This window comes from Ramlibacter sp., assembly GCF_029866045.1.
In the GTDB taxonomy this organism is placed as follows: domain Bacteria; phylum Pseudomonadota; class Gammaproteobacteria; order Burkholderiales; family Burkholderiaceae_C; genus Ramlibacter.
Map to the genome: position 1 here is coordinate 1 of NZ_JARXAB010000057.1, position 17,120 is coordinate 17,120.

Sequence of the window (17,120 nt, forward strand, 5' to 3'; positions counted from 1 at the left end):
GTGCGAGTGCGTTCTGTTCGAAGTCGCCCGTGTTGGTGAGCCGACCGCGCTTGCGCTCGGCCTCGGCGGCGTGCGCCTCGCGCAGACAGGTGGACAGGTTCTCGGCGGTCTGGCCCTCACGGCAGGCGCGCAGCTCCTGGCGGTGGTTGCCGGAGTTGTCCAGGCGGGGCCCGGCGGTTTTCGCCGCTGCGCCTGAGGCTGCGCTCGGTTGACCCGTGGTGCTCGTGCTGCCGGCGCCTCCAGCCGCCTGCGCACTGCCGGCGCAGGCGGCCACAATTGCGGCCATCAGCAGCAGCCTGCGCGGCGATGCGCCAGGGTGGCGCGCAGAGCGGCGTGCAGGACGGAAGAATTCGGCGTGAACAAAACGAGAAGGGGACAGGACAATCCGGCGCATGCGCTCGCTCCCTAGGCTGGTGAGCCGGCCAGTCTAGGAAGCGCATGAATTCGCGCCTGTCGGAGGCCGCCCTATCACCCAGGCGGGTGCGGCGTCGGCGGGCTGTCAGCGTGTCTTGATCAGGCAGCGCTGTCTCAGCGCACCAGCACCGCCACGCCATCGGCCGCCCGTACCCCCTGGCCCCGGGGCAGCACGAACAGCGGGTTGATCTCGGCTTCGGCCAGTCGCTCGCCCAGCTGCGCCGCCATGTGCGAGAAGGCGACCACCGCGTCGGCCAGTGCCTCCACATCGGCTGGCGGCCGACCCCGGAAGCCATCGAGCAAGGGCCAGGTCTTGAGCGCATGCGCCATGGCCAGGGCCTCCTCGCGGTCCAGCCCGCCCTCGGGCGGCAGCAGCCGCAAGCTGGTGTCCTGGAACAGTTCTGCGGTCACGCCGCCCATGCCCAAGAGAATGGCCGTGCCCAGTGGGTCTCGGCGCAGGCCCAGAATCAGTTCGGTACCACCGACCACGCACTCCTGCACCAGGAAGCGGGTCGGGCGATCGCCGGTGTGGGTCTGCACCTCGTTGGCCATCCGGTCCAGGCGGTCGCCGATCTGCGCCGCGTCCACGCCCACCGCCACCCCTCCTACATCGCTTTTGTGCGTGATCTCGGACGAGAGGATCTTGAGCACTACCCGGCCTCCAAGTTCAGTCGCGGCCGCCTGTGCCTCTTGCGCCGAGTGCACCACCCGCTCGCGGGTACCGGTCACGCCGAAGGCGGCAAAGAGTTGTTTGGCCTGCGCTTCGTCAAGTGCGCCGGCAGGCAGCGAAGGGAGCAGGGTAGGCGCTGACGCCGCGGCTGTGCCATCGCCCGAGGCGCGCAAGGCTTGCTTGTGCTGGTCTTGTAGGGCGTGGACCAGCCGCATGCCGTTCAAGGCGGCGGCGCAGCTCTCCGCTGCCGCATAAGCGGGCACGCCGCGCTCGGTGAGAAGCGCCGCCACATGGGGCGCGTGCGGGCTGACAAAGGCCAGGATCGGTTTGTCCGACAGCGGCAAGCAGTCCTGGATCGCACCCGCCATCAGCTCCGGCATGGCCAGGGCCGACGAGCCCACGATGATCACCAGCGCGTCGTAGCTGGGGCTGGCCTGCAGGGCCCGGATTGCGCCGCGCAGCAGGTCTGGCTGCAGGCCGGCCAAGGTGACGTCGATGGGGTTGCGGTCCAGTGCGGCATGGTCGCCCGTTTGCAGTGCGCGCAGGGCGGCTGCGGTGGCCTCGTCGGGGGCAGGCGCCTCGAAGCCGGAGACGCCCAGCGCGTCGGAAACGAGCGTGCCCGCACCGCCGGTGGAGGTGAGGATGGCGACGCGTTTGCCGCGCAGGTGGCGGCCGGTGGCCAAAGCGGCTGGGACGTCGAGCAGGTCGGCAAAAGTCTGGGCGCGGATCACGCCGGTCTGGGCGAACAGCGCGTCGTACATGCGGTCGGCACCGGCCATCGCGCCGGTGTGCGAGACCGCGGCGCGTGCGCCCGCCTCGGAGCGGCCGATCTTGAAGGCGACGATGGGCTTGCCTGCCGCCGCCGCGCGCCGTGCCGCAGCGCGAAAGCGTGCCGGGTCGCGGATCGCCTCGACATAAAGCGCGATCACCCGCGTGGCCGGGTCGTCCACCAGGGTGTCGATGAAATCAGCCAGTTCCAGGTCGACCTCATTGCTGGTGGACACCAGCTTGGACAGGCCAATGCCGCGCGCCGCTGCGCGCGAGAGCAAGGCGCCCAGGATGCCGCCGCTTTGCGACACCACGCCGATATGGCCAACGGGAAAGTGGTCCATCTCCAGCGCGCCGGAGGCCGACAGTACGATGCGGTCGGTCAGATTGACCAGGCCAATGGTGTTGGGGCCGAGGATGCGCATGCGCCCCGCGGCTTCGCGCAGTTGGGCCTGCCGGCGCGCACCGGCCTCGCCGGTTTCGGTATAGCCGCTGGCCAGCACGATGGCGGCGGCGCAGCCGCGCGCCGCCAGCTCGCGCACCGCCCCCTGCGCCCGCTCGGCACCTAGCAAAACGATAGCGACATCCGGCACCTCGGGCAGGGCGCCGATATCTGGGTAACAGGGCAGCGCGCCGATGCGATCGAGCTTGGGGTTGACCGGGTAGATCGCTCCTGCAAAGCCGTGCTTGAGGAGGTAAGACACCGGCCGCCCCGCCGTCTTGGTGGGGTCGCCGGAGGCACCGATGACGGCGACGCTTCGGGGCTTGAGCAGCCTGTCGATCGCGTCCATGGTCGGCGCCTCGTTCATGCCTGGGCCGTCTTGGCCAGGAAGGCGGTCACCGACTCGCGGTGCTCGGTGCTGGTGTAGCAGATGCCCTGGGCCTGGCTGCCCAGCGCGAAGACCTGCTGCGCCATCGACTCAAAACTCTGGTTAAGGATGCTCTTGGTCAGGGCCAGGGCGGTGGCCGAGCCGCGGCTCATCTCGCGTGCCCAGGCCTGGGCGTCGGCCAGCAGGGTTTCGTGGGCGGTCTTGCGGTCGGCGATGCCCAGGGCGAGGGCCTCGTCGACTTCGACCTTGCGGCCGGTGAAGATCAGTTCCTTGGCCTTGACCAGTCCGACGCGGCGCGGCAGGAAGTACATGCCGCCGCCGTCGGGGACGATGCCCCGGTGGATGTAGGACCAGGTGAAGCTGGCGCGCTCGCTGGCGATGACGAAGTCGCAGGCCAGTGCGGTGTCGGCTCCCAGACCCGAGGCCGCGCCGTTGACGGCGGCGATCACCGGCTTGGGCATCGTATGCAACAGCGTCTGGGTGCGATGCACCCGCAACTGGCGGTGCCAGCCGTTGAAGGCGATCTCGCCGGTGGGCGCGCTCATGCGCTGCTCCATGCCGGCAATGTCGCCGCCGGCGGAGAAGCCTTTGCCGGCGCCGGTGAGCACCAGGGCGCGGATGCCCTTGTCGGCGGCGACCCGCTCGAGCCCCTCGATCAGCGCGGTGCGAAGTGCGTCGCTGATCGCGTTGCGCTTGTCGGGGCGGTTGAGGGTGAGGGTGGCGATGCCACCGTCGATCTGGAGGTCAATGAGGGAGTCGTTCATGGCAGGAAGGGGTGATTGGCTGGGGGTCGACGGGTGGCTGGGGCGTGTTGGAGTGGGCGCGGTTCATCCCGCCCGTTTCATGCGTTTCATTCGGGCTTGACGTTGTTTTCCTTGACGATGCTGCGCCAGCGGGCTTCCTCGCGGCGCACATAGGTGTCGAGTTCCTCAGGCGAGCCGGCGCTGACCACCAGGCCTTCTTGCTCGATCTTGCGGCGGAATTCCTCCGACTGCGCCGCTCTCTTTACCGCCGCATTGAGCTTGGCAATCACGTCGGCAGGCGTGCCTGCCGGTGCGTAGATGCCGTACCAGCTCTCGACCGAGTAGCCGGTGACGGATTCAGCCACTGCTGGCACGCCTTTGAGTGCGGGTGAGCGCTCGGGGGTGGTGACCGCCAGTGCGCGCAACTTGCCGCCGTCGATCAGCGCGCCGACCGCGGACGAAGTGGCGAACATCACGTCTACCTGGCCACCGACCACGTCGGTGAGTGCCGGTCCCGCGCCCTTGTAGGGGATGTGGGTCATCTTGACCTTGGCCAGGTTGGTGAACATCTCGCCGGCCAAGTGGGCAGAGGTGCCGTTGCCCTGGGAGGCGTAGGAGACCTTCTCCGGGTTAGCCGCAGCGGCGACCACCACGTCCCTGACCGTCTTGAAGGGGCTGTTGGTGCGCACCACCAGCACATTGGGCCCGCGGCCGATCAGGATGACGGGCGCGAAGGCTTTGTCCGAGGCGTAGGGCAGCTTAGGCACCAGGCTGGGGTTGACCGCGTGCGCAAAGGAGGCAACCACCAGGGTGTAGCCGTCGGGCGCGCTCTTGGCGACCAGATCGGTCCCGATGACCGTGCCCGCGCCGGGCTTGTTGTCGATGACCACCGGTTGGCCCAGGGCCTGGCTCATGCCCACCCCCAAGGTGCGAGCGATCAGGTCGGTGCCGCCGCCGGGGGCGAAAGGCACGACCAGGCGCAGCGGCTTTTCCGGATAGGCCGCGAGGGCGCTGCCCGCCACGGACAAGGCCAACACGGCACAAGCGCGTGCGACCAAGGGGGCGAGGAACGCGGCGCAGAGCCACTGGAGGGCTCGGGCCAATGGCCTGTCTGAGTGGCGGCGAATGGACGTCATGGTCATGTCTCCGAGTGGTTGTCGTTGAAGGGCGTTGCTCGCCAGTGAACGGGGTTTAGCGGCAGCTGCAATCCAGTCACGAGCTTAGGGCCGCACCCGGGACACGGGGGGCCGATGATTTCAAAGAATGGAATTGCCTACACTGGCGCCATGACCCGACTCACCGCCGCCAAGCCCGGCCGCTCGCCGGCCAATCGCTCACTGGAGCGGGGCATCGCCTTGCTGCTCGCCTTCCGGCCTGGCTCCACCCTGCTGGGCAATCTGGAGCTGGCCGAGCGCACCGGATTGCCGCGGGCCACCGTCACCCGGCTGGCCCAGACGCTGGTGGGTGCCGGCCTGCTGCAGGCCGATCCCCGCAGCCGCGCCTACCGCCTGGCGCCCGCTGTCTTGAGCCTGGCCCACGCCATGCGGGCGGGCTCCTCCCTGCTGGCGGTGGCCGCGCCCTTGATGCGCGCCGCCGCGCAGACGCACCGCATCAACGTCGGCCTGGCCGCGCCCGACGGCGACGAGATGGTCTACCTCGAGTCCATCCGCTACAACCCCCGGCCCTCGCTGCGTTCGGTGGTGTCGGGCCAACGGGTGCCGATGGAGCTCACCTCACTGGGCCGCGCCTGTCTGGCGGGCGTTGGTGATACGCGTCGGGCCGAACTGCTGGCGCATTTGCGCATCACGCGCAAGGCGCAGTGGCGGCAGTTGGGGGCTGCCGTACGGCAGTCGATCGACGATGTGCATTCGAAGGGGTGGTGTGCGGCCAGCTGGCAGCCCGAGGTGGTCGCCGTTGCCACGCCGCTGCAATTCCAGGGTGCGGACTATGCCTTGAACATGAGCGTGACCACCGCCGCGGGGCCGGACGCAGAGGCCGAGCGGCTGGCGTTGCTGCTGCTGCAGTTGAAGCGCGAGCTGGAAGTGGCGTTGGCGCTGTCCGCCGCGCTGTGAGCGCGACCCGGGCAGGCGAGCTTCGTCACAGCGCGGGCTTCAGGTGGGCAGCGCGTTCACCTCGTAGGCCGTGCTGCGCCCGCCGCCTTCCATCTTGCGCAGCACGCCTTGCGCCAGCAGGTCATTGATATCGCGCAGCGCCGTGTCGGGCGAACACTTGGCCAGCGTCGCCCACTTCTGGCTGGTCAGCTTGCCCTCGAAGCCGTCCAGCAGCTTGTTCAGGAGCTTGACCTGACGCTCGTTCATCGGCGTCATGGCCCAGTGCTGCCAGAAGCGCGATGAGGTCAGCACCTTGTCCAGACTGGCGTGGGCCTGGTCGACCGCCCGATGCAGGGTGGCCAGAAACCAGGCCAGCCAGGCGGTCACGTCCATCCCCCCTTTTTGCGTCCGCTCGAGGATGGCGTAGTAGGCGCTGCGCTCACGCTGGATCTGGGCCGAGAGGCTGTAAAAGCGCTGCGGCGTACCGTCGGCGCGCGCCAGGAAAAGGTCGCCAATGGCACGGGCGATGCGGCCGTTGCCGTCGTCGAAGGGGTGAACCGTCACGAACCACAGGTGGGCCAAGGCCGCCTTGATCAGGGGGGGCTCGCCGCTGCCGCTATTGGCCCAGGCGAGAAAGCGCTGCATCTCGGCCTCGAGGCCTGGGGCGGGTGGGGCCTGGAAATGAACCCGTGGATGGCCATAGGCCCCCGACACCACCTGCATCGGCCCGCTGGCGTCGTCACGCCACGCGCCCACGCCAATCGGTGACAGGCCTGAGAACCCGGTAGGGAACAGCGCCGCATGCCAGCCAAACAGTCGCAGGGTGGTGAGGGGGTTGTCGCACCGCGCCGTGGCGTCAAGCACCATGTCCACCACGCCCTCCACATGACGATCAACCGGCGCCAGGGCGCCGATGTCGACCCCCAGGCGCCTGGCAATGGACGAACGCACCGACGCCACGTTGAGAAGCTCGCCTTCGATCTCACTCGTTTTGACCACATCGGCGGTCAAGTTGTCGAGGCTGGCCTGCTCCCTCAGGCCCATGCCGACATGGGCCAGGCGCCCGAGCAGCAGGCCCTGGGCGTGCCTGACTTCGGCCAAGGGGCCGGCCAGGGCTGCGAGGTCGAAGCGCCAAGCCGGCCAGTCTTGCGTCTGCCAGATATAGGCTTTATTTCCGCGAATCATGCGGAGATTTTGCTGGCTAATCCGGCCGTATGCAACTTATTCACCGTAGTAAATGCAGCGAATAAGAGGCTATTCACCGCAGCCACTGGCTCTGCGCTGTTGCCGCGCCCGCTGAGCGCGTTCTCAGACAGCGAAGCGGTACAAGGCCTGCGGGTTGTGGACCAGAAGCTTTTCCAGAGCGGCTGCGGAAGGCGCAATGCGCGCCAATGCATCCACCAGTTCGCCGTCGTCCGGCACATGGGTGTGGTTGGGATGGGGCCAGTCCAAGCCCCACAGGCACTGGTCGGGGAAGCGCTCCACAAGGCGAGCAGCCAGCAGGACGCCCGCCGGGTAGCCTTGCCCCGCCCGGCAAGTTGCGTCGATGCGGTCAATGCCGCTGACCTTCACGTGAAAGCCAGGTTGCTCGAGCAGCCCCATCAGGGCCTGGAAGTCCGTGTGCGACTCGCCCAGGCGCGCGTCGACGCGGCCCATGTGGTCGATCACCACCGGAACCCGGCTGGCCCGCAGCGCCTGGCCCACGGTGTGGACCAGCTCGCTCTCAAAGTGCACCTGCAGGTGCAGGCCCCTAGCGGCCAGACGCTCTGTCAGTGCCACCACCTCCTGCGGCGACTCGCCACCCACCAGGTGGCGCATGAAGTTGAAGCGCACGCCCCGAAAGCCCCGGTCGGCCAGGCGCTGGAGTTCGCGGTCGGTGACATCCAGCGTTACCCGGGCGATGCCGAGATAGCGCCCACCGCCGGCTTCGATCGCGTCTTCGACCACTCCGTTGTCATAGCCGTGATTGACCGTCTGCACGATGACGCAGCGCTCAATGCCCATGCGCTGATGCAGGGCGAAGAGGCGCTCTTTCGGCGCAGGCGCTGGCGCTGGGCCACGCTTCGGTCCATTCGCCTGCGCGTAGGGAAAGCGGTCGAGCGGTCCGAGCACGTGGACATGGGTGTCGCAACTGCCCGCAGGCAGCTTCAAGGCGGGAAGGCTGGGCGTGTCCAGATAGGTCTGGACGAAATCGGGCGCGTCGGATGCAGGGCTCATGGTCTGGGGGAGGAGGGTTGGCCTCAGGCCTGGATCTGCAGGCCGATCAGGCCTTGGAGTTCGGCAAGGTCCAGGCCCTCGGCGAGGTCGACCAGTTGCAGGCCCTGGGGGGTGCAGGCCAGTGTGGCCAGATCGGTGTAGACGCGCTTGACGCAGCCGACGCCAGTCAGCGGATACGTGCAGCGCTCGACGATTTTGCTGGCGCCTTGCTTGGTGAGCAGGTCCATCATGACCCAGGTCTGGCGGGCGCCAGTGGCCAGGTCCATCGCGCCGCCGACCGCGGGGATGGCGCCGGGCTCGCCGGTGCTCCAGTTGGCGAGGTCACCCGTGGCCGAGACCTGGAAGGCCCCAAGCACACAGATGTCGATATGCCCGCCGCGCATCATCGCGAAGCTGTCGGCATGGTGGAAGAACGCGCCACCGGGCAGCAGCGAGACGGGCTGCTTGCCGGCGTTGATCAGGTCATAGTCCTCGAGCCCCGGGGCTGGCGCAGGCCCCACGCCCAGGATGCCGTTCTCGCTTTGGAGGATCACCTCCCGGCCTGCCGGGATGTGGTTGGCCACCCGTGTGGGTTGGCCGATGCCCAGGTTCACGATGGCGCCGTCATGAATGTCGGCAGCCACGCGGCGGGCCAGTTCATCGGGGCCGCGGCGGCGGTAGGCGGTCATGGGCGCACCCCTCCGGCCTGCGTGGCCTTGCGTTCAACCCGGACCACCTGCTTGACGAAGATGCCCGGTGTCACGATGTGCTCGGGGTCTAGCGCGCCGAGTTCGACAATTTCGTGCACCGAGGCGACCGTCTTGCGTGCTGCCATGGCCATCACCGGTCCGAAGTTGCGTGCCGCCTTGCGGTAGGTGAGGTTGCCCCAACGGTCGCCGCGCTCGGCCTTGATCAGCGCGAGGTCGGCGTGGATCGGGTACTCGAGCACATAGTGACGGCCATTGATCTCGCGGGTCTCCTTGCCGCGGGACAGCTCGGTCCCGTAGGCGGTGGGGCAGAAGAAGGCGCCAATGCCTGCGCCCGCCGCCCGGATCCGCTCGGCCAGATTGCCCTGGGGCACCAACTCCAGTTCCACCTCTCCGCTGCGGTACAGGCTGTCAAAGACATGGCTGTCTGCCTGCCGGGGGAAGCTGCAGATCACCTTGCGCACCCGTCCGGCACGCAGCAAGGCGGCCAGACCCGCCTCGCCATTGCCGGCGTTGTTGTTCACCAGGGTCAGGTCCCTTGCGCCTTGTTCGATCAGTCCATCGATCAACTCGTTGGGAATGCCGGCGGTGCCAAAGCCCCCCACCATGACGGTGGCGCCATCCGGGACGCCTGAAAGCGCCTCGGCGACCGAGTTCGCTATCTTGTTGATCATGCCTTTGCGAAAGGGATGGCCTGGTGCATGGTGCGGATCGGTCCCTGGAACATCAGGCGCACGCGGTCGCTCCAGGGCGACCCGCGAACCGCCAGCCACTCGGGTCGCTCGAACGCAGCCAGCTCTCGCAGGTCGTAGCAGGCGAGAAAGCGCGTCGGCGAGCCCGGGAGCGCAAAGCGCCGCGCCCGGATCGTGCCGGGGACTCGTGCGAGGCCCGGGGCATGCTCGGTGTTGTACCAGGCGGTGAACTCCTCGAGGTTCTGATCGGCCACCCCGGTCTCCACCACGAAGTGATGGCTGGCGATGGCTGTGGGTGCGGCGCCGGGCACATCGAGCAGCAGGGTGAGCGCCCGCCACTGCAGGCCCGCGACGGGGGGCGGCTCGCCGTAGGCGTAGACGCGCCAGGCACTGTCATCCAAGGCGCGCCAGGCGGCCAGCCGGCCTGCAAGACTGGCAGGGAGAACGGGGGAGGGGCCTGTGCCCTGCGCCAGCCAGAAAGAGTCGGTGTTCATAGAAGGTTCAATGCTCCACGTTGAGTGCGACAAGAAAGCGCGAGACCATGTTGTAGGCAGCGACCGTGGCCACCAGTTCCACCAGCGTCTGGGCGTCGTAATGGCGCTGCAGTTGCTGCATGAGCGCGTCGGGGACACGAACGTCCCGGGTCATGGCATCGGTCAAGGCCAGCACCTGCGCCTCGTCGGGCGAGAAGGGGCCGGGCAGAGCCAGCTCCCGCACCGCCTCGATCTTGTCGTCCGGCACGCCCGCGCGCTGCGCATGCGGCACATGGGAGTCGAACTCGAAGGGAGCCTCGTTCAGCACGGCCACGCGCAGGATGATCAGCTCCCGCAGGTCGGCGGGGACCGAGGTGCGGTTGCGGACGGCGGTGAGCATGGCCTCCCAGCCCTGCGCGATCGGCGCGCTGTTCAGGAGCACTTGATACAGCAGTGAAATGCGGCCCCGCTCCTTGAGGATGCCGGCCTCGATGTCTGCCAGCTCCGGGCGGGTGCCCGGCACGACTGGAGGGACGCGGATGTCGGGATGGGTCATTGGTCCGCCGTGATGTTGCGGCTCTTGATCAGCCGGGCCCATTTCTCCGTGTCGGACTTGACCAGCGCGGCCAGCTCCTGCGGGGAGCTCGAGCGCGGCTCTGCCCCAGCCTGAAGCAGCTTCGCGGCTGCGGCCGGATCGGCCATGGCCTGCTGGACGGCCTTGCTCAGGGCGTCGAGTACCGCGGGCGGCGTCTTGGCTGAGGCGAACAGGCCATACCAGTTGTTGGTGTCCATCGCCCGTATGCCTTGCTCCTCGAATGTCTTGACATCGGGCAGGCCGGGATGGCGCTGGGGCGCGGCAATGCCCAGAGCCTTCAGGCGTCCGCCTTTGATCTGGCCCATGACGGCGGCGACGTCGGCGAAGGTGCCGGCCACCTGGCCCCCGAGCAGGTCATTGAGTGCCGGGGCCATGCCGTTGTAGGGGACGTGGATGAAGTCAATTCCTACCGCTGACTCCATCTGCGCGAGCGCCAGGTGGGGGATGCTGCCGCGCCCGGAGGACGCGATGGGCAGGCTCTCCTTGCGGCCCTTGGCTGCGGCCAAGAATTCGGTGATGTCCCGGGCGGGGTCCTTCATCGCGGTGACGAAGACCTCGACGTTGTTGGTCACCAGGGAGACGGGCGCGAAATCGCGCTGCATGTTGTAGGGCAGCTTCTCGTAGAGCGATTGGTTGATCGCCGCGGCACCCACACTCGTGATCCAGAGCGTGGAGCCGTCCGGGTCTGCGCGCAGCACCTCCGCTGCGCCGATGGCGCCATTGGCGCCTGGCTTGTTGTCGATGACGACAGTGCGCCCCAGCGCGCGCCCCAAAGGCTCGGCGATGGTCCGCGCAGTGAAGTCCACCGGCCCGCCTGGCGCGAAGGACACGACGATGCGCAGCGGCTTGGACGCGCTTTGGGCATGCAGCGAGGTCGCCATGACAAGCGCGGCAGCGGCCGCCAGCAGATGTCTCTTTTTCATGGGGTAGTTCCTGGAAAGACGGGTTGGTGGCGGTCAGTCGCAGCGCGCGATCATGCCGCCGTCGACCACGATTTCGGTGCCTGTGACGAAGCGTGCGTCTTCGCTGGCGAGGTACAACGCGGCACCGGCGGTGTCGCGTCCGTCGCCCATGAAGCCTAGCGGAATGCGGGACTGGCGCTGTGCCAGCAGGCCTTCGACGTCGCCGCCGGTGCGTTGCTTGGCAAGCCGGACTTCGACCATCGGTGTGTGAAGTTGCCCCGGCACCACCGTGTTGACCCGGATGCCATCGGGCGCGTGCTGGACAGCCACCACACGCGAGAACTGGATCACGCCTGCCTTCGTGGCGGCGTAGGCCACCTGGGCACTGCCCGTCCAGCGCATTCCCGAGGTGGAGGAGACGTTGACGATGGCACCCGAGCGCTTGGCGATCATGGTGGGCAAGGCGTACTTGCAGGTGAGGAAGATGCTCTTGAGGTTGAAGTCGATCTGGCTGTCCCAGACCTCCTCGCTCATTTCCACCGGGCCGCCCTTGGCCGAGCCGCCCACGTTGTTGATCAGGATGTCGAGGGTGCCGAATCGCTCGAGGCAGGTGGCGACCATGGCCTCGACGCTGGCCGCCTGGGTGACGTCGCAGGTGCAGGTGACGATGGAGCTTGCGGCGTCGCCTGCGCGCGCCAGTGTCTCGGCCAGACGTTCGGGCTCCAGGTCGACGGCCAGGACCTTGGCCCCTTCTTGCGCAAGGCGAACCGCCATCGCGCGTCCATTGCCCCAGCCCTCGCCCACGCAGCCTGCGCCGGTGACGATCGCCACCTTGTTTTCAAAACGTCTCATTGCCTGCCTTCTCTGTCCATCATTCAAGTGGATGGGAGTCTCGGTCATCCACCCCTGACTATCCAATCGGTATCTTCCATACCCGCCATTGGGATTTCGTAGGGTCGAGAGGCAGTTTGACCGCTGGAGCGCGGTGCCCTAAAGCGCCCAGGTCCTGGGCGGATTGGGCGCCAATTCCCACAGCGCTGGCCGCCAGGCGTTGCGCACCGCCTTGAGCAGGTCCATCGCCGGCTCCACCACCGGCGCCAGCACCCGCAGCACCACCACCCGCGGATGTGGACTGGTGGCCCCGGCCTGGGCGCGCAAGGGGTGGGTCTCGATCTGCTCGCGCGCGAGAGTCAGCGCGGCTTCCCGCGTTTCGCGCGGCAGGTCTGTGCCTGCCAGCAGATACAGCGTGGCCATGCAGCGATGACCGGCCAGGCCCAGCGGGCCGTCCATCAGGCGGGCATCGGAGGCGGCGATGCGTCCGCGCTCGAGCCACACGCCTTCGAGTTCCAGATGCTGCTGCAACTGGCCTGCGACGAAAGGCTGATTGGCGGCGGGCAGGCCCAGGGCGGTGACGTCCCAGCCGATCACCTGTGACCCGGGGGCCAGTTGCAGTTGCAGCCGGTTCTCAGCCTGGCAGCCGCTGTAGCACAGGGCTTCCATGGGCAACCACTCAAGCCTTGCGTTCTCGGCCAGCACCAGGCGCGCGTCCTGCACTGCGCGGTCGCCCTCGCTGCGATAAAAGCGGGTCGCGCCGGGCGTGGTCACCAGGCCGTGGGCACCTGCATCGACCTGCACCGAAATGTCCAAGCGGTCCCCCGCCACCAGGCCCGAGGGGGGATGCACCACCACGTTGTGGCAGATGCCCGGCCCTTCCGGGTGCAGGCTCTGCAGGATGCGCAGCGGCCCCTCGTGTTGGAACCGGGCATTTGTCCGCCCCGCCTGGCGCTCATAGTGCAGCGCCAGGCGCGCGTGCCAGGCCATTCGTGGACCGCCTTCGCTCAGTGGTTTTGCGAACCGCGGTGAGCCCAGGCCGTGGTGTGCTTCTCGATGTAGGAGAAGAGCTCGTACATCACCATAGCCATCGCGCCCACCACCACCAGACCGGCAAATGCCAGGCCCATCTGCATGGCCGAGCCGGCGGAGATCAGCAGGTAGCCGATGCCCTCGTTGGAGGCTGTCATCTCCGACACGGTGGTGCCGACGAAGGCCAGGGTGATCGCCACCTTGAGCGAGCCGTAGAAGTAGGGCATGGAGCGCGGGAGGCCGACCTTGATCAGGACGTCCCACCGCTTGGCACCCAGCACCCTGAGCACATCTTCCAGTTCGGGCTCCAGTGTGGCCAGGCCCGTAGCGATATTGACCATGATGGGAAAGAAGCAGATCAGAAAGGCGGTAAGGATGGCCGGCCCGACGCCAATGCCGAACCAGACCACCAGAATCGGCACGAAGGCCGCCTTGGGTAGGGCGTTAAAGCCCGTCATCAGCGGGTAGACCGCGGTGTAGGCGAGGCGCGAGCTGCCGATCAGGAAGCCCAGAAGCACGCCCACCACGATGGCGATGCCAAAGCCAGCCAGCGTCACCCACAGGGTCCGCCACGCATGGCCCGCGATCACGCCGCGGAACTCGACCATCTGTGACCAGATGCGCGCCGGGCTGGGAAAGACGAACTCCGATACGTTGAAGGCGCTGCACAGGCCCTGCCAGATCAGCAGGGTGATGACCAGCAGGATCCAGGGGGACCAGCGTTCGACCATTTTTGGTTTGCTCATAGGACCCCCACGCTTGTCATTTCATGTACATCGCTGCCCCCCGAGGGGGTGCGAGCTTGCTTGAGGCGGCTCGGCGCTACGCTCATAGGACCCCCACGCTCGGCACTTCGTGTTCTTCGCTGCCCCCCGAGGGGGCGCGAGCTTGCTTGAGGCGGCTCGGCGCTACGCTCATTTCGCCACCTCCACGCCCGTCTTGCGGATGGCGCCGATGTGTCCGCGCAACTCGTGGACGATGTCGGTGAACTTGGGCGTGTAGGTGATCTCGAGGTCGCGCGGGCGCGGCAGGTCGATCTCGCGGCGGACCACGAAGCGACCGGGGCTCTTGCTCATGACGTACACGGTGTCCGCCAGGAAGACCGACTCACGCAGGTCGTGCGTCACCAGGATCACGTTGAACTTTTGCTCGGTCCACAGGTCACGCAGGATGCACCACAGCTCCTCACGCGTGAAGGCGTCCAGCGCCCCGAAAGGCTCGTCAAGCAGCAGCATCTGCGGCTCATGAATCAGTGCGCGGCAGATGCTCGCACGCTGTTGCATGCCGCCGGAGAGCTGCCAGGGGAACTGGTCCTCGTAGCCGCCCAGGCCCACCTTGCGCAGCAAGGCGCGAGCGCGCTCTTCGTACTCGGCGCGCTTTTGCTTGTAGTTGGAGCGGTAGGGCTCCACGATTTCCAGCGGCAGCAGCACGTTGTCCACCGTGGTGCGCCAGGGCAGCAACGAGGGCGCCTGGAAGGCCATGCCCGAGATTTTCAGCGGGCCCGTCACAGGCGCACCAGCGATGTTCACCGTGCCCTTGGAGGGCATGCGAAGGCCGGTGGCCAGCTTCATGAAGGTCGACTTGCCGCAGCCCGAGGGCCCCACGATGGCGATGAACTCACCCTGGCGCACCTGCAGGTCGATGGCCTCGACCGCATAGTGCCCCTGGGCGAGCAATTCGTCGTTATAGGCGAGCCAGACGTCCTTGAAGTCGACGAAGTTCGCGGAACTCATTACTTCTTGGGAGCGGTCAGAATATTCAACTCGGCCTTCGTCGGCAGGAAGCCTCCGTTCCAGACGGCGTCGGCGTTGACACGGGTCTTGGTGGCAAAGGCATCGGAGACCTGAGACGCCATCAGCGACAGGCGGCCCTGGTTCAGGGCGCCAAACCCTTCGGCACGGGCGTCAGCGCTGTTGATGACCGTGTCGATGGCCAGTTGCAGACGACGGGTTTCAAGTTCAACGTTGATGATGCCGTCACGCTGCTTGACGAACTCGATCGCGGCAGCCGGGTTGGCCATCACGTCCTTGGCACCCTTGGTGAATGCCGACAGGAAAGCCTTCACCGCAGCCGGGTTCTCCCTGAGGATCTTGGGCGTGGCGATGATCACGTTGCCGTAGAGCTTCACGCCAAAGTCGGAGTAGGGGAGGATGGCCACGTCCTCGGCCTTCACGCCGCGTGCTTCCAGGTTGAGGAGCGAGGTGAAGGTGAAGCCGGTGATGGCATCGACATCACCGCGTGCCAGCATGGTCTCGCGCAGCGGCGGGTCCATCGAGATCCAGTTGACAGCGCCAACACTATTGGCCTTCTGGAAGATAGGGAAGGCGCGGCGACCGGCGTCGAACACCGGTGCGCCCAGCTTCTTGCCCGCCAGGTCCGCTGGGGTCTTGATGCCGGTCTTTTTGATCGACATCACCGAGGCCGGGGTGTTGTTGTAGACCACCATGATGGCGACCGGCTTGTTGGGTGCGTCAGGGTTGTTGGCGTGGAACTCCATCAAGGCTGCCAAATCGGCAAACCCCAGGTCGTAGGTGCCGGAGGCCACACGGGTGACCGCGCCGCCCGAGCCGTTGCCGGAGTCCACCGTCACGTCGAGCTTGGCATCCTTAAAGTAGCCCTTGGCCACCGGGAGCAGGAAGAAGGCTGCCGGGCCTTCAAAGCGCCAGTCAAGTTGGAACTTGATCGGAGTCAGGGCTTGGGCAGAAGCGCCCATGGCGGAGGCAGCCAGCGCCAGGGCGGCGGTGGCACGAAGGAAGAAGCGCTTGTTCATGGTGGACTCCTAAAGGCTTGGATGTGATAACGCGGGGAAGATAGCAAGAAAGATGCCGAAAACCCATCCGTGGAACCCCGAGCCAGGGATAGAGGGCCCACGTCCCACAGCCGGGCGAGGCCGCCGCGCACGGCCCACCTCATCGCAGGACTACGAGGTATGGCTTGGATTTTTTCGATAGTGGTCGCTCGCCTTGCCCCTGTGGGGCGAGGTCTGATGCCGGTGGTTCCTGGGCGGTCCGGGCGCCCGGCGCAAGCGGCCCTTCGCGGCCAAGGAGCATCAAAATGAACTTCCTGATCTGGCTCATCGTGGGTGGCATCGTTGGCTGGCTGGCCAGCCTCATCATGCGCACCGACGCGCAGCAGGGCATCTTGCTCAATGTGGCGGTGGGCATCGTCGGTGCCGTTGTCGGCGGCTGGGTGGTCTCGCCCCTGGTGGGCGTGGGCACCATCAACGAAAGCCTCAGCATTGGCTCGGTTCTGGTGTCCCTGGCCGGCGCGGTGCTCTTGCTGGCGGTCGTCAACCTGTTTCGTCGCGGTCGCATGCGCTGAACGACGAGACGCGGGCGCTTCGGCGCCGGCGGCCCGTCTGCGGTAATTTGCCATCTGCAGATATCCGGCCATTTCAGTCCCCTGCCTGCGGCTTGAGGATGGCAGCCAAGTCTGGCGCGCGCGGATCGAGGCGCAGATTGAGCTCGACGCTGGCCAGGTGCTGCTCCGTCAGCCGGGCAGCCGCCCGGGCGTCGTGCCGTTCGAGCGCGGCGACGATTTCTTCATGCTCGGCCTGGGAGTGCTCGGCCGAGTGGGACGACTGGTACATCAGCGCGATCAGCTGTGAGCGCGAGAGCAGGTCCGCGACCAGTTCGGCCAGCACTTCGTTGCCCTGCATGCGGGCCAGCACCACATGGAAGTCGGCCAGCAGGCGGGTGCGACCGGACACGTCCGAGCGCGCCACCGCGGCTCGCTCCTCTTGCAGGTGCGCGCGCAGCTGGGCCAACTGGACGTCGGTGATGCGGCTGGCCAGCTGCCGCACCAGGCTGCCCTCGACCATGCGCCTCACCTCAAACACTTGCCGCGCCTCTTCCACGCTGGGCGTCGCCACAAAGGCGCCGCGCGCGGGCTCCAGTGTGACCAGACGGTCCCGACTGAGCTGATTGAGGGCCTGCCGCACCACGGTGCGCGAAACCGAGAACACGTCCGCGATCTGCTGCTCCACCAATTTGGTGCCTGGCGCCAGCCTGCGCTCCACAATGGCCATCGTGATCGAAGTGACGATGCGGGCCGTGCTGCTGCCCTGCCCGCCGGCGGCGCGCGGGGCAGCGCCTGCAGAGACGGGGCGGGTGGAAGGGGCGGCGCGGGAGCTCATGGCGGGGTCGTGCTTGCGCGAAGTGTATACAAAATCTCAGGGCTCGATTACCTGGGCGTATCTCTGCCCCAGCGTCGACGG

At 67.3% G+C, this 17,120-nt stretch carries 18 protein-coding genes and 1 pseudogene; 2 read left to right on the forward strand and 17 right to left on the reverse strand.

Annotated elements, in window-relative coordinates:
• The 4 genes and pseudogenes from QE494_RS06670 to QE494_RS06685 all read right to left on the reverse strand — a co-directional run.
• Positions 1-286: pseudogene (locus QE494_RS06670) on the reverse strand (hypothetical protein); the annotation flags it as partial.
• 242 nt (positions 287-528) lie between these two features.
• On the reverse strand, positions 529-2,643 hold the full coding sequence (locus tag QE494_RS06675; protein WP_300042206.1) for an acetate--CoA ligase family protein: 2,115 nt from the start codon (positions 2,641-2,643) through the stop codon (positions 529-531).
• Positions 2,644-2,657: 14 nt separating this feature from the next.
• A complete protein-coding gene (locus QE494_RS06680) occupies positions 2,658-3,446 on the reverse strand; it encodes an enoyl-CoA hydratase/isomerase family protein (protein ID WP_300042133.1) in 789 nt (262 codons plus the stop codon).
• An 86-nt stretch (positions 3,447-3,532) separates the two neighbouring features.
• Positions 3,533-4,561 carry a tripartite tricarboxylate transporter substrate binding protein gene (locus QE494_RS06685; protein WP_300042134.1) on the reverse strand — a complete coding sequence of 343 codons (1,029 nt, stop codon included), beginning with the start codon at positions 4,559-4,561 and terminating at the stop codon, positions 3,533-3,535.
• A gap of 150 nt (positions 4,562-4,711) precedes the next feature.
• Between QE494_RS06685 and QE494_RS06690 the strand changes: the two genes are divergently transcribed.
• Entirely contained in the window at positions 4,712-5,497 is a 786-nt protein-coding gene (locus QE494_RS06690; RefSeq protein WP_300042135.1) for an IclR family transcriptional regulator, read from the forward strand.
• 39 nt (positions 5,498-5,536) lie between these two features.
• On the opposite strand, the gene QE494_RS06695 is transcribed toward QE494_RS06690, so the two are convergent.
• The 12 genes from QE494_RS06695 to QE494_RS06750 form a co-directional block, all read right to left on the reverse strand.
• Entirely contained in the window at positions 5,537-6,661 is a 1,125-nt protein-coding gene (locus tag QE494_RS06695) for a Fic family protein (protein ID WP_300042136.1), read from the reverse strand.
• Between the two features lie 123 nt (positions 6,662-6,784).
• Positions 6,785-7,693 (reverse strand): amidohydrolase, encoded by a 909-nt coding sequence (locus tag QE494_RS06700; protein WP_300042137.1) that lies wholly within the window; start codon positions 7,691-7,693, stop codon positions 6,785-6,787.
• 23 nt (positions 7,694-7,716) lie between these two features.
• Complete coding sequence (locus QE494_RS06705) at positions 7,717-8,361, reverse strand: 3-oxoacid CoA-transferase subunit B (RefSeq protein WP_300042138.1); 645 nt, start codon at positions 8,359-8,361, stop codon at positions 7,717-7,719.
• Entirely contained in the window at positions 8,358-9,053 is a 696-nt protein-coding gene (locus tag QE494_RS06710; RefSeq protein WP_300042139.1) for a 3-oxoacid CoA-transferase subunit A, read from the reverse strand. Before QE494_RS06710 ends, QE494_RS06705 begins: the two co-directional genes overlap by 4 nt.
• Positions 9,050-9,565 carry a DUF4286 family protein gene (locus QE494_RS06715; RefSeq protein WP_300042140.1) on the reverse strand — a complete coding sequence of 172 codons (516 nt, stop codon included), beginning with the start codon at positions 9,563-9,565 and terminating at the stop codon, positions 9,050-9,052. Before QE494_RS06715 ends, QE494_RS06710 begins: the two co-directional genes overlap by 4 nt.
• A 7-nt stretch (positions 9,566-9,572) precedes the next feature.
• Positions 9,573-10,100 carry a carboxymuconolactone decarboxylase family protein gene (locus QE494_RS06720; RefSeq protein ID WP_300042141.1) on the reverse strand — a complete coding sequence of 176 codons (528 nt, stop codon included), beginning with the start codon at positions 10,098-10,100 and terminating at the stop codon, positions 9,573-9,575.
• Positions 10,097-11,062, reverse strand: coding sequence for a tripartite tricarboxylate transporter substrate binding protein (locus tag QE494_RS06725; protein ID WP_300042143.1), 966 nt, complete (start codon positions 11,060-11,062; stop codon positions 10,097-10,099). Before QE494_RS06725 ends, QE494_RS06720 begins: the two co-directional genes overlap by 4 nt.
• Before the next feature lie 33 nt (positions 11,063-11,095).
• Entirely contained in the window at positions 11,096-11,893 is a 798-nt protein-coding gene (locus tag QE494_RS06730; RefSeq protein WP_300042144.1) for an SDR family NAD(P)-dependent oxidoreductase, read from the reverse strand.
• 138 nt (positions 11,894-12,031) lie between these two features.
• Positions 12,032-12,862 (reverse strand): urease accessory protein UreD, encoded by an 831-nt coding sequence (locus QE494_RS06735; protein WP_300042145.1) that lies wholly within the window; start codon positions 12,860-12,862, stop codon positions 12,032-12,034.
• 17 nt (positions 12,863-12,879) lie between these two features.
• On the reverse strand, positions 12,880-13,650 hold the full coding sequence (locus QE494_RS06740; RefSeq protein ID WP_300042146.1) for an ABC transporter permease: 771 nt from the start codon (positions 13,648-13,650) through the stop codon (positions 12,880-12,882).
• Positions 13,651-13,818: 168 nt separating this feature from the next.
• On the reverse strand, positions 13,819-14,637 hold the full coding sequence (locus QE494_RS06745; RefSeq protein WP_300042147.1) for an ABC transporter ATP-binding protein: 819 nt from the start codon (positions 14,635-14,637) through the stop codon (positions 13,819-13,821).
• Positions 14,637-15,674: an ABC transporter substrate-binding protein gene (locus tag QE494_RS06750; RefSeq protein WP_300042148.1), complete on the reverse strand. Its 1,038-nt coding sequence runs from the start codon at positions 15,672-15,674 to the stop codon at positions 14,637-14,639. Before QE494_RS06750 ends, QE494_RS06745 begins: the two co-directional genes overlap by 1 nt.
• Before the next feature lie 284 nt (positions 15,675-15,958).
• On the opposite strand from QE494_RS06750, the gene QE494_RS06755 reads away from it, so the two are divergent.
• Positions 15,959-16,225 carry a GlsB/YeaQ/YmgE family stress response membrane protein gene (locus QE494_RS06755; protein WP_300042149.1) on the forward strand — a complete coding sequence of 89 codons (267 nt, stop codon included), beginning with the start codon at positions 15,959-15,961 and terminating at the stop codon, positions 16,223-16,225.
• Positions 16,226-16,298: 73 nt separating this feature from the next.
• On the opposite strand, the gene QE494_RS06760 is transcribed toward QE494_RS06755, so the two are convergent.
• Positions 16,299-17,039 carry a GntR family transcriptional regulator gene (locus QE494_RS06760; RefSeq protein ID WP_300042150.1) on the reverse strand — a complete coding sequence of 247 codons (741 nt, stop codon included), beginning with the start codon at positions 17,037-17,039 and terminating at the stop codon, positions 16,299-16,301.
• Positions 17,040-17,120 lie beyond the last annotated feature (81 nt).